Annotated in this window: 17 protein-coding genes and 8 tRNA genes; 20 read left to right on the forward strand and 5 right to left on the reverse strand. The window is 45.3% G+C overall.

Translation table 11 applies throughout. The features are described 5' to 3' along the window. Nucleotides 1–156: 156 nt before the first annotated feature. The 11 genes from IEY18_RS03655 (at nt 157) to IEY18_RS03705 (ending at nt 4,329) form a co-directional block, all read left to right on the forward strand. A complete protein-coding gene (locus IEY18_RS03655) occupies nt 157–1,344 on the forward strand; it encodes an FAD-dependent oxidoreductase (RefSeq protein ID WP_188917972.1) in 1,188 nt (395 codons plus the stop codon). 134 nt (nt 1,345–1,478) lie between these two features. Then, complete coding sequence (pth, locus tag IEY18_RS03660) at nt 1,479–2,066, forward strand: aminoacyl-tRNA hydrolase (protein WP_188917974.1); 588 nt, start codon at nt 1,479–1,481, stop codon at nt 2,064–2,066. Nucleotides 2,067–2,170: 104 nt separating this feature from the next. Continuing rightward, complete coding sequence (gene ychF, locus IEY18_RS03665) at nt 2,171–3,262, forward strand: redox-regulated ATPase YchF (RefSeq protein ID WP_188917976.1); 1,092 nt, start codon at nt 2,171–2,173, stop codon at nt 3,260–3,262. 172 nt (nt 3,263–3,434) lie between these two features. After that, a tRNA-Met gene (locus IEY18_RS03670) sits at nt 3,435–3,511 on the forward strand. Between the two features lie 32 nt (nt 3,512–3,543). Then, nucleotides 3,544–3,628, forward strand: a tRNA-Leu gene (locus IEY18_RS03675). A gap of 44 nt (nt 3,629–3,672) precedes the next feature. Next, a tRNA-Gln gene (locus tag IEY18_RS03680) sits at nt 3,673–3,747 on the forward strand. A gap of 20 nt (nt 3,748–3,767) precedes the next feature. Next, nucleotides 3,768–3,842, forward strand: a tRNA-Gln gene (locus IEY18_RS03685). Nucleotides 3,843–3,847: 5 nt separating this feature from the next. After that, nucleotides 3,848–3,924: transfer RNA gene (locus tag IEY18_RS03690), tRNA-Met, on the forward strand. Between the two features lie 32 nt (nt 3,925–3,956). Further along, nucleotides 3,957–4,041: transfer RNA gene (locus tag IEY18_RS03695), tRNA-Leu, on the forward strand. A gap of 45 nt (nt 4,042–4,086) precedes the next feature. Continuing rightward, a tRNA-Gln gene (locus IEY18_RS03700) sits at nt 4,087–4,161 on the forward strand. Between the two features lie 83 nt (nt 4,162–4,244). Continuing rightward, nucleotides 4,245–4,329, forward strand: a tRNA-Leu gene (locus IEY18_RS03705). A gap of 87 nt (nt 4,330–4,416) precedes the next feature. On the opposite strand, the gene IEY18_RS03710 is transcribed toward IEY18_RS03705, so the two are convergent. From IEY18_RS03710 to lolB, 4 genes are all read right to left on the reverse strand, one after another. Next, nucleotides 4,417–6,213, reverse strand: coding sequence for a Na/Pi cotransporter family protein (locus IEY18_RS03710; protein WP_229779723.1), 1,797 nt, complete (start codon nt 6,211–6,213; stop codon nt 4,417–4,419). A 174-nt stretch (nt 6,214–6,387) separates the two neighbouring features. Continuing rightward, nucleotides 6,388–7,335, reverse strand: coding sequence for a ribose-phosphate pyrophosphokinase (locus tag IEY18_RS03715; protein WP_188917978.1), 948 nt, complete (start codon nt 7,333–7,335; stop codon nt 6,388–6,390). A gap of 67 nt (nt 7,336–7,402) precedes the next feature. Then, nucleotides 7,403–8,284, reverse strand: a complete 882-nt coding sequence (ispE, locus tag IEY18_RS03720; protein WP_188917980.1) for a 4-(cytidine 5'-diphospho)-2-C-methyl-D-erythritol kinase — start codon at nt 8,282–8,284, stop codon at nt 7,403–7,405. 52 nt (nt 8,285–8,336) lie between these two features. Then, a complete protein-coding gene (gene lolB / locus IEY18_RS03725) occupies nt 8,337–8,834 on the reverse strand; it encodes a lipoprotein insertase outer membrane protein LolB (RefSeq protein ID WP_229779724.1) in 498 nt (165 codons plus the stop codon). A gap of 347 nt (nt 8,835–9,181) precedes the next feature. Here lolB and hemA point away from each other — a divergent pair, with 347 nt between their 5' ends. The 8 genes from hemA (at nt 9,182) to IEY18_RS03765 (ending at nt 17,222) form a co-directional block, all read left to right on the forward strand. Continuing rightward, the gene (gene hemA, locus IEY18_RS03730; RefSeq protein ID WP_188917982.1) at nt 9,182–10,432 is read left to right on the forward strand and encodes a glutamyl-tRNA reductase; all 1,251 of its coding nucleotides are present in this window, start codon (nt 9,182–9,184) and stop codon (nt 10,430–10,432) included. A gap of 14 nt (nt 10,433–10,446) precedes the next feature. Then, complete coding sequence (gene prfA / locus IEY18_RS03735) at nt 10,447–11,535, forward strand: peptide chain release factor 1 (RefSeq protein WP_188917984.1); 1,089 nt, start codon at nt 10,447–10,449, stop codon at nt 11,533–11,535. A gap of 4 nt (nt 11,536–11,539) precedes the next feature. Next, nucleotides 11,540–12,400 carry a peptide chain release factor N(5)-glutamine methyltransferase gene (gene prmC / locus IEY18_RS03740; protein WP_188919127.1) on the forward strand — a complete coding sequence of 287 codons (861 nt, stop codon included), beginning with the start codon at nt 11,540–11,542 and terminating at the stop codon, nt 12,398–12,400. Between the two features lie 363 nt (nt 12,401–12,763). Beyond that, the gene (locus IEY18_RS03745; RefSeq protein ID WP_188917986.1) at nt 12,764–13,159 is read left to right on the forward strand and encodes a SirB2 family protein; all 396 of its coding nucleotides are present in this window, start codon (nt 12,764–12,766) and stop codon (nt 13,157–13,159) included. Then, entirely contained in the window at nt 13,159–13,947 is a 789-nt protein-coding gene (locus IEY18_RS03750) for a transglutaminase family protein (RefSeq protein ID WP_188917988.1), read from the forward strand. Before IEY18_RS03745 ends, IEY18_RS03750 begins: the two co-directional genes overlap by 1 nt. A 137-nt stretch (nt 13,948–14,084) precedes the next feature. After that, complete coding sequence (locus IEY18_RS03755; RefSeq protein ID WP_188917990.1) at nt 14,085–15,329, forward strand: DUF819 family protein; 1,245 nt, start codon at nt 14,085–14,087, stop codon at nt 15,327–15,329. 65 nt (nt 15,330–15,394) lie between these two features. Further along, the gene (kdsA, locus tag IEY18_RS03760; protein ID WP_188917992.1) at nt 15,395–16,243 is read left to right on the forward strand and encodes a 3-deoxy-8-phosphooctulonate synthase; all 849 of its coding nucleotides are present in this window, start codon (nt 15,395–15,397) and stop codon (nt 16,241–16,243) included. 139 nt (nt 16,244–16,382) lie between these two features. After that, nucleotides 16,383–17,222, forward strand: coding sequence for an EamA family transporter (locus IEY18_RS03765; protein ID WP_229779762.1), 840 nt, complete (start codon nt 16,383–16,385; stop codon nt 17,220–17,222). Between the two features lie 358 nt (nt 17,223–17,580). Here the strand turns inward: IEY18_RS03765 and IEY18_RS03770 are convergent, their stop codons facing one another. Then, entirely contained in the window at nt 17,581–18,024 is a 444-nt protein-coding gene (locus IEY18_RS03770; RefSeq protein WP_188917996.1) for a YHS domain-containing (seleno)protein, read from the reverse strand. Between the two features lie 292 nt (nt 18,025–18,316). Between IEY18_RS03770 and IEY18_RS03775 the strand changes: the two genes are divergently transcribed. Continuing rightward, the gene (locus IEY18_RS03775; protein WP_188917998.1) at nt 18,317–18,670 is read left to right on the forward strand and encodes a DUF3622 domain-containing protein; all 354 of its coding nucleotides are present in this window, start codon (nt 18,317–18,319) and stop codon (nt 18,668–18,670) included. Nucleotides 18,671–18,704: the final 34 nt, after the last annotated feature.

An 18,704-nucleotide genomic window follows, 5' to 3' on the forward strand; every position in this document is an offset into this window, starting at 1 on the left:
TTGATTTTTAGTTTTGCAGTGTTTTGCTGGATGTAACTAGGTATGAATGAGGGCTGATCTAGTCACATTTGCTCACCGTTTACTCAACATTGACATCAAAGAACATAATTTTGGCGGTTTTGAAACAGTCATTTTTTACGAATTAAGAAGGGTGGTATGGAAGCGAATTTTCTTCAGCATGACATCGTTGTCGTTGGTGGTGGCATGGTGGGTGCTGCAGCTGCACTAGGACTTGCTCAACAAGGGCTTTCGGTTGCGATGATTGAAGCGTTTGCGCCAAAGCCATATGACGACAGTCAACCGATTGATATTCGGGTATCTGCAATCAGTGTTGCATCTGAGCAGTTGCTTGAGTCTGTTGGTGCGCTAGATTCGCTGCTAGCAAAACGCTGTGTCGCTTATCAGGGATTAGAAACCTGGGAGCTTGAAGGATTTATTACACAGTTCCATGCCAAACAAATTAACGCTTCTCACTTAGGGCATATTGTTGAGAATCGGTTGGTACAGCTGGCTTTGTGGGAACAAATTGAATGCACAGAAAATATTACACTATATTGCCCCGAAACAATTCATAAAATTCAAAGATTCGACAAAGGGATTGTGCTTGAGCTCGGTCAAGGGCTGCAGCTGCAAACAAAACTGTTGGTCGGTGCTGATGGTGCGAATTCGCAGGTCAGGCAGTGGGCTGGTATCGGTTTAACCGGGTGGGACTACGCGCAATCAGCCATGCTCATAAATATCGAAACTGAAGATGAGCAGCAGGATGTCACCTGGCAGCAGTTCACGCCGAAAGGGCCTCGTTCGTTATTACCTTTGCCTGGAAGGCATGCATCCTTAGTTTGGTACGATGATGCTGCGCGAATTGCGCAATTGCAGGGCTTGAGCCATAAAGCATTGGCGGAACAGGTGCGCGCTAATTTTCCAAGCCGTTTAAACCCCAAATTTAAAGTGCTCGCGAAGGGGAGTTTCCCGCTCACGCGTCGACATGCATTGCGTTATTGTGAAAACAATGTCGTTATTCTTGGAGATGCAGCACACACCATCAACCCGCTGGCAGGCCAAGGGGTTAATCTAGGGTTTAAAGATGTCGCTGCACTCGTTGACACGATCAAACAAGCGATAGAGCAAGAAGAAGCTTGGTGGCAAGAATCCATATTAAAGCGCTATCAAACCAAGCGATACCGCGACAATCAATTGATGATGTCGACCATGGATCTGTTTTATGCAAGTTTTAGCAATGATCTGCTCCCCCTCAAATTACTTCGTAACGGTGCACTTAAACTGGCTAATGTGGATTCGCCCCTAAAGCAGCAAGTGTTGAAGTATGCGATGGGCTTAAAGTAGTCCGAAAATAGATTTATCTTTCAAGCTTATTTTGCCGCCAATCATTTTGGGTGCTAAAATGCCGCGCTTAAATTGCTGCGAGCGGAATCTCTGCGGTACCGAATGTGTAATTAGAGTCGTCAAAAAAGATAACCATGGCAGATATAAAGTTAATTGTTGGCTTGGCTAACCCAGGTAGTGATTATGCCAGAACCCGCCACAATGCTGGTGAGTGGTATGTTCAAGAGTTGGCGAGAATATGTAATGTGAGTTTAGCGCCTGAAAGTAAATACTTCGGACTCACCGCAAGAGCCACCTTGCATGGCAAAGACGTTCGATTACTCATTCCTACAACATTTATGAATTTGAGTGGTAAGTCAGTAGCGGCCTTGGCAAATTTTTTTAGAATTCTACCTGAAGAGATTTTAGTCGCGCATGATGAGTTGGACATGGAGCCTGGCGTTGCGAAGTTCAAGCTGGGTGGTGGTCATGGTGGTCACAATGGCCTTAAAGACATTATTGCAAAAATGGCCAATAACAAAGGCTTTTACCGATTGCGAATTGGTATCGGCCATCCTGGGGATAAAAACCGTGTGAGTGGTTATGTGTTAGGGAAAGCACCTCAGGCAGAGCAAGAAAGAATCGAAGCGGCAGTCGATGAGGCTGTGCGCTCAACAGAGATACTATTTAAGCAGGATATGAGCAAGGCGATGCATCGGTTGCACTCGTTTAAAGCGGAATAGATTGAATAGATAACGAATAAACTTCAGGCCGTAAGGTTCTTGTGAATGGTCATTTGTTTAACATTGACACAAATGACCGCAATAAACAGATTAAAGGTAATACTATGGGTTTTAAATGCGGCATCGTTGGACTGCCAAACGTAGGTAAATCAACACTATTTAATGCGTTAACAAAGGCGGGTATCGAAGCTTCTAACTTTCCGTTTTGTACCATTGAGCCAAACACCGGTGTCGTGCCCGTGCCTGACACACGTTTAGAGGCATTGGCTGCAATTGTAAACCCAGAGCGCGTGATGCCTACAACAATGGAATTTGTGGATATTGCAGGTTTGGTTGCTGGCGCTTCTAAAGGCGAAGGGTTAGGAAATAAATTCCTCGCGAATATTCGTGAAACTGATGCGATTGGTCATGTGGTACGTTGTTTCGAAGATGATAACATTGTTCACGTTGCGAATAAGGTTTCACCTGCAGCTGATATTGAAGTCATTAATACCGAGCTTGCATTAGCAGATTTAGATAGCTGTGAGCGTGCAATTACACGCCAGCAAAAGCGTGCGAAAGGTGGTGACAAAGACGCGAAGTTTGAAGTCGAAGTTCTTGAAAAAATGCGCCCGGTTTTGGACTCAGGAAAAATGTTGCGTTCAATGGAGCTGAGCAAGGAAGAGAAGGCCGCTGTTGGTTATCTAAACTTCTTAACTTTAAAGCCGACGATGTATATTGCGAACGTTTCAGAAGACGGCTTCGAAGATAACCCACATCTAGATGCTGTGCGAGCGATTGCTGATCAAGAAAATGCAGTTGTTGTTGCGGTGTGTGCCGCCATTGAGTCAGAACTTGCAGAAATGGACGCCGAAGACCGTGATGAGTTTATGGCTGACTTAGGACTTGAAGAGCCAGGGCTTGATCGAGTGATCCGCGGTGGATATCAGTTACTTGACTTGCATACGTATTTCACTGCCGGCGTAAAAGAAGTTCGCGCATGGACGGTTCGCGTTGGTGCCAACGCGCCGCAAGCTGCCGGTGTTATTCATACTGATTTTGAACGTGGATTTATTCGTGCTCAAGTAATGTCGTATGATGATTTTATTGAATATAACGGTGAAGCTGGTGCAAAAGAAGCCGGCAAGCTGCGTGTCGAGGGTAAAACCTATGTCGTGAAAGATGGCGACGTGATGCATTTCTTATTCAACGTTTAATTATTGTTTGTGGCGGTGTAGGGAAGAGTTGCCCAGCAATCGCCCAGTTTGGTGAAGGAATAGCCTAACAGTGTAGGTAGAGCAAATTAGCGGAAAAAAGCTGTTGACCTGACTACACTGAATAAGCATAATACGCCCCGTTCCTCGCCAAGAGGGGCATGTAAAACATAGTGGCAATGTAGCTCAGCTGGTTAGAGCACAGCACTCATAATGCTGGGGTCGCAGGTTCAAGTCCCGCCATTGCTACCATCTTTCTCAAGATGTTAAACTAGAGATGTTGTGCGGGAGTGGTGAAATTGGTAGACACGCCAGATTTAGGTTCTGGTGCCGCAAGGTGTGAGAGTTCAAGTCTCTCCTCCCGTACCATTAATTCAGACAACTAGCGTAGCTGGTGGTCGAAAAAGTTAGATTGGGATATCGCCAAGCGGTAAGGCACCGGGTTTTGATCTCGGCATTCCCAGGTTCGAATCCTGGTATCCCAGCCATCTAACTTAAAACAAGATATTGGGATATCGCCAAGCGGTAAGGCACCGGGTTTTGATCTCGGCATTCCCAGGTTCGAATCCTGGTATCCCAGCCATCTTTGGCAATGTAGCTCAGCTGGTTAGAGCACAGCACTCATAATGCTGGGGTCGCAGGTTCAAGTCCCGCCATTGCTACCATCTTTCTCAAGATGTTAAACTAGAGATGTTTTGCGGGAGTGGTGAAATTGGTAGACACGCCAGATTTAGGTTCTGGTGCCGCAAGGTGTGAGAGTTCAAGTCTCTCCTCCCGTACCATTAATTCAGGCAGCTAGCGATTGCTGGTGGTCGAAAAAGTTAGATTGGGATATCGCCAAGCGGTAAGGCACCGGGTTTTGATCTCGGCATTCCCAGGTTCAAATCCTGGTATCCCAGCCATATATGAAATTCGGTTGAACAAATTGTGTTTAACCTTGTTTCAATAAAAACATCTTTCTCCAGATGTAAAACAGAGATGCAGTGCGGGAGTGGTGAAATTGGTAGACACGCCAGATTTAGGTTCTGGTGCCGCAAGGTGTGAGAGTTCAAGTCTCTCCTCCCGTACCATTAAATTTTGAATCTTTGTAATTACATTGATTTTATAACGTTAAAGCCTGTCTTACGACAGGCTTTTTTGTTTGTGGATCATGGCCATTACTTCGGCTCACGTTTTCTTAGCTGCAACTTCGCAATACGTTTACTTAGGGTGTAAATTCGCTTGAGTGAATCGACCCATTCCATCTCAACTCGAAAGAGTTTCAGTCTAAGTTCATCTCCCTCACTTAAGCGCTCCGCTTGGTGTGTCAGTACGGTTTCAAGTAAAGAGTTCAATTCCCGTTTCGCATGGAGTACTTGTTCCGCAAGTGCCGCATCCTCACGACGAACTGCATTTACGCAGTCTAGCAGCGCTTGGTTGACCCGCTCCTGAGCAGTATCCAATGTATTACGCATTTTGGGGCTGATGGTTAGGTTTGTATTGAGTGCGCGATAGGCCAAAGGCAGTAGGCTATCGACAACTAAATCGGCGATACTTTCGAGCTGATCAGTAATACTCACCAGTTTAATTTGCCGTTGGCTTTGACTGTCGGAAAGTGGTTCAAGCCGCAATCGTCCTAAGTAAGACAAAATGTTTGCATGTAGCGTGTCCACTTCTTCTTCAATAGTCTCAATTTGTTTCAGTTGTTTACGTACCTTGTCGGCGGCGTCATGGCTTGCAATTGGGGGTAACAGGTTCATCATATTGCACACTCGCCGTCCCACTCGAGATAACTCCAGTTGCGCTTGATCAAGAGCCAATTCAGGTGTGCTCAATAACTCTTCTGACAAGTATTTGGGTTTTATTACTTGCTGTTTTGCCTTCGAAGGTTTGGCTCTGACGGGGACTACGCGCTCAACAAACCAAACAAATACGCCAGCAAATGGCAGCATGATCAGTGTGTTGAGTACATTAAATAAGGTATTGGCATTCGCAATTTGCCGTGGAATTTCCGCGGATTGCTTGGCAACTCCGGTCAGTTCGGTGTGGACGGGCGAAATCTGGGTACTGAACTCCCCAAGATATGCGATAAACGGCAGCCAAATCACCACGCCAAGGACATTAAAACATACGTGCACCACCGCTGCCTGAACCGCCTCTCGAGGTTTACCTAATGCTGAGAGCATTGCCGTAATGCACGTACCAATATTGGCTCCCATCGCTAAGGCAATACCGGTTTCCAAAGAAATAAAACCTTGGGCTGCTAAAACAATTACGATGCCTGTTGTTGCTGAAGAGGACTGCACTAACGCTGTAAAGCCTGCAGAGATCAAAATGGCCAATAAGGCATTATCCATGTGGGTCATGGCATCAATAAATGGTTGATATTCACGCAAGGGCGACATGGCTTCGCCCATAATGTTCATGCCAAGGAAAATGAGACCCAGCCCCATTAACATATCGCCATATTGTTTAATTTTTTCTTTGCTGGAAATAAACTGCACAGCAAAACCAACAGCAACCATTGCCAGAGCAGCCTTAGTGACTTTAAAAGCAATGATTTGTGCCGTCACCGTGGTACCAATATTGGCACCCATAATGACACCCACAGCCTGCGGCATTGACATTAAGCCTGCAGAGATAAACCCAACAAGCAAAACCGTTGTGACAGATGATGATTGGATGACTGCCGTAAGACCGGTTCCTGTGAGCATACCCACAAAGCGATTACTGGTTAGTTTAGAGAGAAGGGTGCGCATTCGCTCCCCAGCGGCCAGTTTTAACGCTTGCGACATCTTCTCCATGCCATATAAAAAAAGAGCAAGCCCACCAAACAAACCGACGAGCATGGGTAAGGTGTCAAAGTCTTTTCCTGAATCTGCGGCGTAACTTGAAGTGGACCAAAAGGACAGCATGAAGAGGAAGCAAATTGCGATGAATTTTTGCAATTGCTGTGGGTTGAACTTAACAAACATACAATAAGCCCCTGATTAATTTCTCTAAATTAATAGTAGATTAACTCGAGCTATCTTGTGGGGAAATGATGTGTAAATTTGCGGTTTTTTTAGTTTCTCATACTAAAGTTGATTGGGTATAAAAAAACGCACTCTTTTGAGTGCGTTTGATCTTCACGAACGTCTTAGCAAATACTAGTGTTGAAACATTGCCGAAATAGACTCTTCGTTGCTCACACGGCGAATTGCCTCAGCAAGCACAGCAGACATAGTCAACTGAGTGACTTTCTCTACTTTTTGCATTTCTGGGCTTAGCGGTGTTGTATCTGTGACGATGACTTCATCGATAACAGAATCTTTAATGTTTTGCGCTGCATTCCCTGAGAATACTGGGTGTGTAGCGTAGGCAAAGACACGATTTGCACCATGCTCTTTCAAAGCTTCAGCAGCTTTGCTTAATGTCCCGCCCGTGTCGATCATGTCATCAACAATGATGCAGTCACGGCCTTGAACATCACCAATAATATGCATAACTTGTGCAACGTTTGCTTGTGGGCGACGCTTATCGATAATCGCTAGATCCGAGTCATCTAATAACTTTGCGACAGCGCGAGCACGAACTACACCACCAATATCAGGAGAGACAACAACAGGGTTGTCCAGTTTCTTCGCTAGCATATCTTCAAGCAGTACAGGGCTACCAAAGACGTTATCTACTGGAACGTCGAAGAAGCCTTGAATTTGCTCAGCGTGAAGATCACAAGTCAGAACGCGGTCAACACCAACGCTTGAAAGGAAATCTGCAACTACTTTTGCAGTAATGGGTACACGGGCACTACGAACACGACGGTCCTGACGAGCGTAACCAAAATATGGAATAACAGCTGTGATACGGCCTGCAGACGCACGGCGTAATGCATCAACCATTACAATCAGTTCCATTAAGTTGTCATTTGTTGGCGCACATGTCGATTGGATGATGAATACATCCGCACCACGTACATTTTCATTAATTTGGACACTGATTTCACCATCGCTAAAAACACCTACATCGGCGTTTCCAAGTTTGCAAAATAAACGGTCGGCAATCTTTTTAGCGAGGCTGGGGGTAGCATTCCCAGCAAAGAGCTTGATGTCGGGCACGGTATAACCTCAGGCGTTTGCTTTATAAAAGTGGCTGGTTCGAATGAACGAATCCAGAATAGTTTGTCTAGAGCTGGCTCAAACGGCGCTCTAGTGGCGATCTGTTGATACCTTTCGCAACGAATCCCTTCATACCATCAGGGAGTTTACCCAAGGCATTTAAGGCTTCATTTTGATGCTCAAATTCCCCAAACACGCAGGCGCCTGTTCCGGTCATTCTTGACGGCGCATATTCTACCAGCCACGTCAGTGCATTGGCAACTTGAGGATAGAGCTTGCAAACCAGAGCTTGACAGTCATTTTGCCAAGGTGCACTCAGTAATGTTGATAACTCAAGTTTGGCTGTGTTTCTTGGTAAATCAGGATGTTGAAACACCGCTTGGGTGGAAACATGGACTTCTGGAACGATCACCAGATACCAAGGCTCTTTTGCGTCAACTGTCTGTAATTTTTCTCCCACGCCTTCTGCAAAGGCACAATAACCATTAATAAAAACAGGCACATCGGCCCCAAGCGCTAGGCCGATTTTTGAGAGTTCTTGTTTGCTTAATTGGGTCTCCCATAGTGCATTCAGTGCTACAAGAGTCGTTGCTGCGTCTGACGAACCGCCGCCTAAACCGCCGCCCATAGGAAGGATTTTATCGAGCCAAATTTCAGCGCCCAATGAACATTGGCTATAGGCTTGCAATGATTTTGCGGCTTTAAGAATTAAGTTATCGTTATCTGCGACAACTTGGTTGAGCTCAGAGTGGAGTTTTAAAGTACCGTCGTGCGTGACTTTAAAATCAAGCGTGTCTGATTCCGATAAAAATTGAAAAAGAGTTTGTAGTTCGTGATAACCGTCTACTCGTTGATTATTCACATGCAAAAATAAATTCAGTTTTGCAGGCGCTGGCCAACCCTTGGAAATCGGAGTGTCATGCTTGGCGTTTGGCTTGAATGTGTTCATAGTCGTGTTGCTCAATTAAAGATGCTTCAAATTGAATTTGTGGGTGCCAGGGTTAATTGCTTAACGCTTGCCACTGATTCACTTGGATTTTTAATCTGGTTTTATCATTTTTCATTGTCAGCAAACGAGGAATTTCAGCGCCACTTAAGGTTTGCCAGCTAGTATATTTTATTTGCCATTGTGGGCTACCCAAGGTGTGAAGTTGCACTGGGCGGCGGTGTGCATCTCGGCTGATGACTTGATCTTGAGCTGACGTTTGGCCAGTGACCCATAAAGGCATTTGTGACAAGGGCAGGGACCAACCTGTCAAACTGTACAATAATTGATGAGCATTATTGCCGTGATATTCTTTGCCATCGACCATCAGCATCGCGCTGGTGTTTGTCGATTTTAAGAGTAGTAACGTGGTGCCCAGTACACTGGTTAGCCTTAATTCGTCGGCTTCAGGTGTATGTAGCCAATAGAGATTTGTATTGGCTTTATCAGTTTGGGTTTTCACGGCTAGCTTACCTTTTAATTCCCAAGCCACGGCTTGTGATGCACTGGTCACTTGAATTGCTTGTCGGTCTGTTTGTGGTGATAATGCGCACCCCGATAAAAAGCCGAAGCAAAGCAGAATCCAGCATAAAGTAAGTTTTGTGAGCTGTTTCAAATTAATTGTCTATGACTAGTTTGTAGAAGCCCCTATGATACGAGGGCTTAAAAATAATACCACTGACAAAGTGAATTAATGCTGCATTTTATGGCCAATATTTTGGCAAATCGGCTTGATTTTATTCACATTGCCTTTGGTTATTCGCCTTTCTTCGGTTTTGTTAAGCATCTTCTGTTTTTAGATGCTGCAATTCAGTAGAATGACCCAATTATAAGAAATGCCAAGAATCTAGAAAGAGTCAGATGAGCCTTGTAGCAATCGGTATAAACCATAAAACGGCGACGGTAGATTTACGAGAGAAAGTCGCGTTTGCTCCCGATAAAATTCATGATGCGATGAAGAGCTTAGCCAGTCACACCCAGTCTGGTGAAGCGGTGATCGTGTCAACTTGTAACCGTACCGAACTTTATTGCAATAATGGCAAAGAAGAGGAAGTGATTCGTTGGTTTGAGCAATATCATGAGTTAAGCCATGAAGATGTCGAACCTTGCTTATATGTTTACAAAGATAGAGATGTTGCCAAGCACTTGATGCGTGTTTCGTCCGGTTTAGATTCTCTAGTACTCGGTGAACCACAAATTCTTGGTCAGGTAAAACAGGCTTTTGTGAAAGCAAAAGAAGCTGGCACCGTGGCGATGACAATAGATAAACTCTTTCAAACGACATTCTCAGTAGCTAAGAAAGTGCGTACCGAGACCGAAATTGGTACGGCAGCAGTATCCGTCGCATTTGCAGCCGTTGGCATGGCGAAACATATTTTCTCATCGCTAGCATCAACCCAGGTTCTACTGGTTGGTGCAGGAGAAACCATAGAGTTAGTTGCCAAGCATCTCAAAGACAATGGCGTGACCAGTATGGTCGTTGCAAACCGCACCGTGGCTAGAGCTGAGTCTATGTGTGAAGAGTTTAATGCCAAAGCAATTACCCTTGAGCAAATCCCAGACTTTCTCCCTCAAGCAGATATCGTGATATCCTCTACCGCTAGTCCGCTTCCTATCCTTGGCAAGGGGATGGTTGAAAACGCACTCAAACAGCGCCGACATCAACCGATGTTGCTCGTTGACATTGCGGTCCCGCGAGATATTGAAGCGGAAGTCGCTGAATTAGATGATGCATTTCTTTACACCGTAGACGATTTGCATAGCATTATTGAACAGAATATGGCCTCGAGAAGAGAGGCTGCCGAGCAAGCCGAAGTTATTGCAGAACAAGAGTCACACCAGTTTATGGAGTGGATACGTTCTCTTGAGTCTGTAGATAGCATTCGTGAATATCGCACCCAGAGTATTGCAGCCAAAGATGATTTGGTTGAAAAGGCATTGAATAAATTAGCTCAGGGCGGTGACAGTGAGCAAGTTTTGTTAGAGCTGGCAAATAAGTTGACCAATAAGCTTATTCACGCCCCAACGCAGGCCTTGACCGCAGCAAGCCGACAAGGCGATTTCAATGCGTTAGCGCAATTACGCAGTGCACTCGGATTAGATAAAAATTAAGGTTACCAAGTTAAATGAAGCAATCGGTTATTCAGAAATTAGAAGGCCTGCTAGAGCGCAATGAAGAAGTATTGGCACTGCTAAGTGATGCAAGTGTCATTGCCGATCAAGAGCGTTTTCGTGCGTTATCCAAAGAGTACGCACAGCTTGAAGATGTGGTTCGTACGTTTAAAGCATACCAACAAGCTGAAAGTGATATTGAAGCTGCGAAGGAAATGCTTGAAGAGGACGATCCAGAGCTAAAAGAGATGGCGCTGGAAGAGACAAAACAAGCAAAAGAACAAATCGAGACACTCTCTGATGAGCTGCAGATCCTCCTGCTGCCAAAAGATCCCAATGATGACTCGAATGCCTTTGTAGAGATCCGTGCAGGTGCCGGTGGTGACGAAGCTGCAATTTTTGCAGGTGACTTATTCCGCATGTACAGCAAATATGCAGAAACTAATAAGTGGCAGCTTGAAGTAATGAATGCCAATGAAGGCGAGCATGGTGGCTATAAAGAAATTATCATTAAGATTAATGGTGATGGTGTTTATGGCAAGATGAAGTTTGAGTCTGGCGGGCACCGAGTGCAGCGCGTCCCAGAAACTGAATCTCAGGGGCGTGTTCATACCTCTGCATGTACTGTTGCGGTCTTGCACGAAGTACCGGAAGCCGAAGCCATTCAAATTAATCCTGCAGATTTAAAAGTTGATACCTTTAGAGCATCAGGTGCGGGTGGTCAGCACGTCAACAAAACGGACTCAGCGATTCGTATTACCCACATCCCAAGTGGCATAGTCGTAGAATGTCAGGATCAACGTTCACAGCACAAAAATCGCGCTCAAGCGATGAGTGTTTTGGCTGCTCGTATCCAAGCGGTTGAAGATGAAAAGCTACGCAGTGAAGAAGAAACGACTCGTCGTAGCCTTGTTGGAACGGGCGATCGCTCCGATCGCATACGAACCTACAACTACCCACAAGGGCGAGTGAGTGAGCATCGCATAAACTTAACCCTATACCGCCTAGCTGAAGTGATGGAAGGCGATTTAGATGCAATTCTCGATCCTTTGATGCAAGAGCATCAGGCGGATCTGCTTGCAGCACTTTCCGACGAAGGTTAAGACGTTGCTGTCTCAGTCGACGATATCAGAAGCCCTGCAATGGGCTTTTTCTGTCTTAAAAGATACTTCAGAATCTGCGAATGTGGATGCTGAAGTGATGCTGCAACAATGTCTGAATAAAAACCGCGCCTATCTCTATACTTGGCCTGAAAAGACACTCAATGTTGAGCAATGGCAGCAATTTCAGCAAATGGTTGAAAAGCGGCATCAAGGAATGCCTGTCGCCCATATTGTCGGTGAACGTGAATTTTGGTCGTTGTCATTTCTCGTCAATGATACGACGCTCATTCCGCGCCCAGATACCGAAATATTGGTCGAAACCGCATTGAACTTGCCGCTACCCGAAAACGCTAAGGTGTTAGATTTGGGCACTGGTACAGGAGCTATCGCCTTGGCGCTCGCTTCTGAACGCCCTCATTGGCGCATCACCGCTTTAGACAAAGTTGATGATGCCGTTGCTCTGGCGGCCGCGAATCGAGATCGCCTTGGCTTTACCCAGGTTCGTGTATTGCAAAGTGATTGGTTTGATGCGGTCGAACATACAGATTTTAACTTGATTGTTTCTAACCCCCCCTATATTGATGAGCAAGATGTACATCTCCGCCAGGGTGATGTGCGCTTTGAACCGCAAACTGCGCTCACTGCTGGCGCGCAAGGATACGCTGATTTATTCCATATTGCGGAATCAGCGAAGGCCCATTTAGCGGTCGGTGGTCGATTACTCCTTGAGCATGGTTACCAACAAGCACTCGCTGTTCGAGAAAAGCTGATAGAGCTCGGTTATGTCGATGTGGCAACGGTGCGAGATTTTGGGAGTAACGATCGATGCACACTTGGTCGTTGGCCCGGTCAGACATCCGAATAGCTTTTGCGTTTTGTACTGACTAATTACAGTAAAGCAAACAAACCTTAGGATGCCGTGGCGTACGGTTTTGTACGACAGGTTTGGTATGTGCTTGGGCGGGTTGAGAGACGATAGACAAACTGAATTACTAGCAATCGATTTTACCGAATCAGGCTCGACTGCGTAAATTTCGATGTGTTACCTATCTATATCCTATTGATAGAATAGAATTATTTTTGTTTTGCGGATGTTCGTATAGATGAGGGAACTCTGAAGTAGCGAATGAAATGCAAAGTAAATTGTTTCATTGTTTTCAGTGGGCGTGGTGAAGCGAATTTGGATAGGGTAAACTAGCGCCCCTATTTCTTTAGTGTATTGGTTATCATGGAATTCTTTTACAGCTTATATCCTTATGTAAAGCACCTGCATTTGACGCTTGTTGCGATCAGCGTGTTATTTTTCATTGTGCGTTTTGTATTGCATATGCGCCAGGCAGCCGTCATGGAACGTAAGGTGATGAAGATAGCACCTCATGTTATCGATACCTTTATGCTGCTCTCAGGGCTCACACTGTGCTTTTTAATTTTACAGTACCCGTTTGTAGATGCTTGGTTAACTGAGAAAATTATTGGTGTTGCGGCGTATATCCTTCTTGGAGTGATGGCGATGCACCCTAATAAAAATAAGCTTTACAAGGTATTTGCTTTCTTTGGGGCAATGGGTTGGATTGTATATATTGCGAAAATCGCAGTATTTAAAACTGCGGTATTGATTGGTTAATGCATAACTTTACGTCAAAAACAGATCTCGTTTTACCCGAGTTAGCGCTCGAGGTATCAGAACATTTGGGCTTTTCTAATAAAGAAACGGCCAATTGGTCGTGGCTTGAACTTGCTGGCAGTGTTTTAAGCCATTACGTGGTTGATCAAGAACAACGCTTACAGGCATTGCTGACATGGTTTTATCGTGATCTTGGCTTTTGTGCCAAACAAGATTACTTCAGTGTTGAAGCGGCAGATTTATCAACCTGTCTAGTGAGCCGTCAGGGCAATAGCACAACGCTCGCCACTTTACTGTTGTTGCTTGCCAAGCAATTGGATTTGCCATTGGAAGTGTTACTGATCCCTGGTCATACCGTGATTTGCAGCCGGATTTCAGGCGTCGCGAAGTACATTGATCCGTTAAATGGTAACCCTTTAACGCGCCACCAAATCCATGTGTTTATTCGAGGAGAGCTTGGTAATGCGGCGCGCTTAAAAGTGAAATACTTCAAGCCGGCTTCGATTAAGCAGATCCAATCTCGAATGCTGCACGAGATGAAAGCAGGATGCATTATTGGTCATAAGTTTGAACAAGCGATGGAGTGTTGTAATCTACTGCTGCAGTGGCACGAAGACGACGTACACTTAAACCGCGAGCGCGCTTTCATTGCCCAGCAGCTCGGTTGCATTAAAGTTGCAGCGGATGATTTAAAACACTTTGTCGATAATAGTCCTCACGATCCGGTCACGGAACTTGTGAAAATCCAATTGCGTGAATTGGATGAAAATAGCGAGACTTATCACTAGCGAATAAATGCGGGTATTCAGCTGATTTATAGTGGGGTGCCTTAAACCCCCTAATCAGTCATTATTCGTAAGTCTTTATTCGTTTCTAATCACGACAATCAAAATAATAATAAAAAATAGGGTAGGAGAAAGACAAGATGGAAAATACCGCCTTGGTTACAAACGATGCCACCGCACTGGGTTTGCTCGCGGTTATTTTAGGCTTTGTATTCTATACCAATAGTAGTCCGCATCCTTTTTGGCAGAAGTTTTACCGTTTCGTTCCAGCACTTCTGCTGTGTTATTTCTTACCGTCGTTATTGAATTCTTTTGGCATTGTCGATGGCGATCTCTCTAAGCTCTATTATGTGGCATCGCGTTACTTGCTTCCTGCATGTTTAGTACTGTTGATTATCAGTGTTGATTTGAAAGCGATTCTCGGCTTGGGTCCCAAAGCAATCATTATGTTTCTAACGGGAACGTTTGGTATTGTGATTGGTGGTCCGATTGCACTGTTTGTCTTGTCATTTATTGCGCCGGAATCTATTGGTGTCGATGGCCCTAATGCCGTGTGGCGCGGCATGACAACCCTTGCGGGCAGCTGGATTGGTGGAGGCGCCAACCAAGCGGCAATGAAAGAGATTTATGAAGTGGGTGGTGATATCTTTTCGGTGATGATCACCGTCGATGTTATTGTTGCCAATATTTGGATGGCCGTTTTATTGTTTATGGCATCTAAAGCGAAGCAAATTGATGCGAAAACCGGTGCCGATACCAGTGCGATTGAACGCTTAAAGAAACGCGTTGAGCAATACCATGCGGATCATGCTCGTATTCCGAGCTTGCGTGACATTATGTTAATTGTAGCCGTTGGATTTGGTATTACCGGCTTTGCCCATTTTGCCGCAGATTTCCTTGGCCCATTTTTCGCAGAAAACTACCCGGAAACTCGGGATTATAGCCTGACTTCCAAATTCTTTTGGCTTGTGGTTACTGTGACGACGATTGGTCTGGTTTTGTCATTTAGTCCGATTAAACACCTTGAAGCCGCAGGCGCTTCGAAGGTCGCATCTGCATTTTTATATATCTTAGTGGCCACCATTGGTTTGCATATGGATGTCACCAAAATCGTAGAAACACCAGTTTACTTTATCGTGGGTATTGTATGGATGATCGTCCATGCAAGCTTAATGCTATTGGTTGCAAAGCTGATCCGAGCACCGCTTTTCTATATGGCGGTCGGTAGCCAAGCCAATGTCGGCGGCGCCGCATCTGCACCTGTCGTTGCCGCTGCTTTCCATCCAGCACTCGCGCCCGTTGGTGTGCTATTGGCAGTATTTGGCTATGCTGTAGGAACTTATATGGCTTGGTTGTGCGGTCAGATCTTGCAAGTGGTCGCTTAAATCCACCACAAACAGATTTTATTTTTGCTAGGGCTCGGCTCTAGCCCGAAAAGAGAGAAGGTACCATGAGTATCAAAACGATTGAATTAGGCGATATTTCAGTAGCAAACGATAAGCCGTTTGTCCTATTTGGTGGTATGAATGTACTTGAGTCTCGTGACTTGGCAATGCGAATTGCGGAAACCTACGTTGAGACCACCACAAAACTAGGGGTTCCCTACGTCTTTAAGGCGTCTTTCGACAAGGCGAATCGCTCCTCGGTTAACTCTTACCGTGGGCCTGGAATGGAAGCTGGTTTAAAAATTTTTGAGGAAATTAAATCGACATTCAATGTACCGTTAATTACTGATGTACATGAGCCTTACCAGTGTGCCCCAGTGGCAGAAGTTGTAGATGTGATTCAATTACCTGCATTTTTGGCACGTCAAACTGACTTGGTCGTTTCTATGGCAAAAACTGGTGCGGTGATCAATGTGAAAAAACCACAGTTTTTAGCGCCCCACGAGATGCGCCATATTATTACCAAGTTCAATGAAGCGGGTAATGATGAAATCATGTTGTGTGAGCGAGGAAGTAGCTTTGGTTACAATAACTTGGTTGTAGACATGCTCGGCATGGATGAAATGAAGCAAACCGGTTACCCAGTGATCTTTGATGCCACGCACGCACTGCAACGCCCTGGTGGCCGTGCGGATTCAGCTGGCGGCCGTCGTGCGCAAGCCACTGAACTTGCTCGAAGTGGTATGGCATTAGGAATTGCCGGCCTCTTTATTGAAGCGCATCCGAACCCAGACGAAGCGAAGTGCGATGGTCCTTGCGCGTTACCACTTGCACAGCTAGAGAACTACTTAATACAGATGAAAGCCGTGGATGATTTAGTCAAATCATTCCCAGCAATTGATACAAGTCAGTAGTTTTCGTTGCTTATCGGTCTTATGATGAAAGCCCCGTAACAGATTACGGGGCTTTTTTTATGACGCATATGAACGTTATTAAACTTAGATTTTGGGGGTAGAGTTGAGCTGGATAGCATTTACTTTTTTAGCCGCATTTATGCAGTCTTGGCGCAACGCTTTTCAAGGAAAGCTATCAAGAGATGTGAATGCTGCCGGTGTCACCCTCGCACGGTTCCTATGGGCTGGCCCGATTGCACTGCTTTATTTAGTCGGGCTCTATCATTGGCAGGATGCACCGCTACCAACATGGAATATTGTGGTAGTGAGCTACGCCGGAGGCGCGGCTTTAATGCAGATTTTGGCCACTGGCCTTATGGTTTTGTTATTTCAACAACGTAACTTTGCTATTGGCGCTGGGCTGGCCAAAAGTGAAGCATTGATTGCTGCAATGCTCGGGACGGTCTTTTTTGGCACGCAACTGTCTTTGCTCGGCTGGAGTGGCGTTTTGGTGGGGGGTGTTGCTATCTTTCTATTGAGTAGTAAAGCAGGTTGGCGCCAGCTATCACTTAAAACCCTAGTGATCGGATTGGCGAGTGGCGCCTCATTTGCTTTAACTTCGCTATGGGTTAGAGAAGCGAGTCTCAGCTTAGATTTGCCTTATACCCACCGTGCGGCATGGGTGCTATTTATCGTCATCACCATGCAAACCCTGTTGCTGCTCGTTTATTTGGGTTGGCGGCAGCGGCAAACCCTAGTGCAGCTATGGCAAAGGCCAAAATTAGTTGGCGCAACAAGCTTGTTTTCCTGTATCGGTTCTATTGGTTGGTTTAGTGCAATGTCGATGCAGACTGTGCCGTATGTGAAAACCCTTGGTCAAATAGAAGTACTGTTTACGCTACTGATTGCTCACTTTTGGCTTAGAGATAAGCTCACTCGAAAAGACATTGCAGGGCTAATATTAATTGCTGTGGCCGCCATTATGGTGATGTGGGGCTAAGTATTCAGTAAGGCCGTAATGATCAGCGCGATGAAATGGGTGAAGACAGCAATGGTAATGCAACCTATCACTTGTGCCTATCTGAAGTGTAAACACTTCTGCGACACTTCTTACGCACTATCTTTTTGGAGTCTCCGCCAGTTCCCGCGCAGAGCAAGATTGCAAGCGGACTGATATGGAGTGACTCGCCTCTTCGAATCGATGGTGTTACACATTTCTTGCCCCATAGTCTGTTACAGGCAATATGTAGCACTGAGCACTGAGCACTGAGCACTGAGTGAATAGCCTCTGCTTCACTAGACGACTTGTAGACAGCCCCTTGAGTTTCTTATCGACGACGTTAATCGGTGTGGATTCGCTATGGTTGACGGATTTTTTTCTGCCAATGGATATCGGCTTCAGCAATAAATCTATTTCTATTGTCTAGCCAGTTGTCACGGACGCTTAGGGAATAGTTTAAGTACAGCTTATCCTGATACACAGTAAAAGCATTGGGGTCGGTATCGACAACAAAACCATCTGACATTGCATAGGCACAGTAACCGCCATACTGAGGTACATATTGCTGTGGGTTGCTCGAAAACAGTTGTTGATGCTTTTCATTACTAAAGAGCCAATTGATATTGTTGTATCGCACTGTAAAGGCAGGGTTCCCTTGGACAGCTTTCGATTCAGTGAAGTAAGCAACCACATCGTAACCGTTCACTGCCACGCCATTGTCATTGTAAATCGGTTGATTACCTAGGCTCGTACAACCTGCCAGTAGAATTAAAAGTGAGATTGAAATGAATAGGGAGCGCATAATGGTTTCCTTGAATTGTTCGACCAACTGTTAACAAGAGAGACCGTCACCTAACAAGTTTTATTGCCATAATTTAAACGGCATTTAAAGTATTGGTTTAGTTTATTGGGTTCTAGTGGTAATCTTGCGCTCCTAATTTTTGGCATCGCTGACTAGGACCGATGCCATCAATACTGTAGAGCAAGTAATCACTCACTGCCCAAGCAAGTGCTAGGCGTGAATTGGCGTATTCGGAGTTGACCGAGTTGTCCTTAAGTGATGTTGAGAATTTTTAATTGAGGATAATGAGTTAATGACTAATCCAAAGTATGCCTATGCTGTTGCCCAAGAGGGTGATGTCTGGACTGCAAATATTGTGCGCAGAGTGTCAGCGCGTAAATCTATGGTTTCAAAATCACAAGCTGGCTTTAAGACCGAAGCAGAAGCCGCGGCTTGGGGCGAAGCAGAATTAAAAGCTTTTGTTGATAGTTTGGCAGAGCGTAATCAACGCAAAGCTGCGAAGCGTGAAGTTCGATTAGAAGCCGAGCAAGCCAAAGCGCTTGCTGCTGCCCTTGCATTAGAAGCTCGCGAAGATGCTGAAGATGAAGAAGAGCTAGATGATTCAGCAAATGCTTGGGATTTAGATGATGATCTAAACGACGAATAGCCCCATGTGCATGGCGCACATGAATAAAAACCGA

The organism is Shewanella gelidii, assembly GCF_014647855.1.
Classification (GTDB): Bacteria; Pseudomonadota; Gammaproteobacteria; order Enterobacterales; family Shewanellaceae; genus Shewanella; species Shewanella gelidii.

What these genes read in the sequence shown, in the direction of transcription:
- IEY18_RS03655 (WP_188917972.1), top strand. Translation starts at nt 157, where the DNA reads ATGGAAGCGAATTTTCTTCAGCATGACATCGTTGTCGTTGGTGGTGGC.
- pth (WP_188917974.1), top strand. Translation starts at nt 1,479, where the DNA reads ATGGCAGATATAAAGTTAATTGTTGGCTTGGCTAACCCAGGTAGTGAT.
- ychF (WP_188917976.1), top strand. Translation starts at nt 2,171, where the DNA reads ATGGGTTTTAAATGCGGCATCGTTGGACTGCCAAACGTAGGTAAATCA.
- IEY18_RS03710 (WP_229779723.1), bottom strand. Translation starts at nt 6,213, where the DNA reads ATGTTTGTTAAGTTCAACCCACAGCAATTGCAAAAATTCATCGCAATT.
- ispE (WP_188917980.1), bottom strand. Translation starts at nt 8,284, where the DNA reads ATGAACACATTCAAGCCAAACGCCAAGCATGACACTCCGATTTCCAAG.
- hemA (WP_188917982.1), top strand. Translation starts at nt 9,182, where the DNA reads ATGAGCCTTGTAGCAATCGGTATAAACCATAAAACGGCGACGGTAGAT.
- prfA (WP_188917984.1), top strand. Translation starts at nt 10,447, where the DNA reads ATGAAGCAATCGGTTATTCAGAAATTAGAAGGCCTGCTAGAGCGCAAT.
- IEY18_RS03745 (WP_188917986.1), top strand. Translation starts at nt 12,764, where the DNA reads ATGGAATTCTTTTACAGCTTATATCCTTATGTAAAGCACCTGCATTTG.
- IEY18_RS03750 (WP_188917988.1), top strand. Translation starts at nt 13,159, where the DNA reads ATGCATAACTTTACGTCAAAAACAGATCTCGTTTTACCCGAGTTAGCG.
- IEY18_RS03755 (WP_188917990.1), top strand. Translation starts at nt 14,085, where the DNA reads ATGGAAAATACCGCCTTGGTTACAAACGATGCCACCGCACTGGGTTTG.
- kdsA (WP_188917992.1), top strand. Translation starts at nt 15,395, where the DNA reads ATGAGTATCAAAACGATTGAATTAGGCGATATTTCAGTAGCAAACGAT.
- IEY18_RS03765 (WP_229779762.1), top strand. Translation starts at nt 16,383, where the DNA reads ATGCAGTCTTGGCGCAACGCTTTTCAAGGAAAGCTATCAAGAGATGTG.
- IEY18_RS03770 (WP_188917996.1), bottom strand. Translation starts at nt 18,024, where the DNA reads ATGCGCTCCCTATTCATTTCAATCTCACTTTTAATTCTACTGGCAGGT.
- IEY18_RS03775 (WP_188917998.1), top strand. Translation starts at nt 18,317, where the DNA reads ATGACTAATCCAAAGTATGCCTATGCTGTTGCCCAAGAGGGTGATGTC.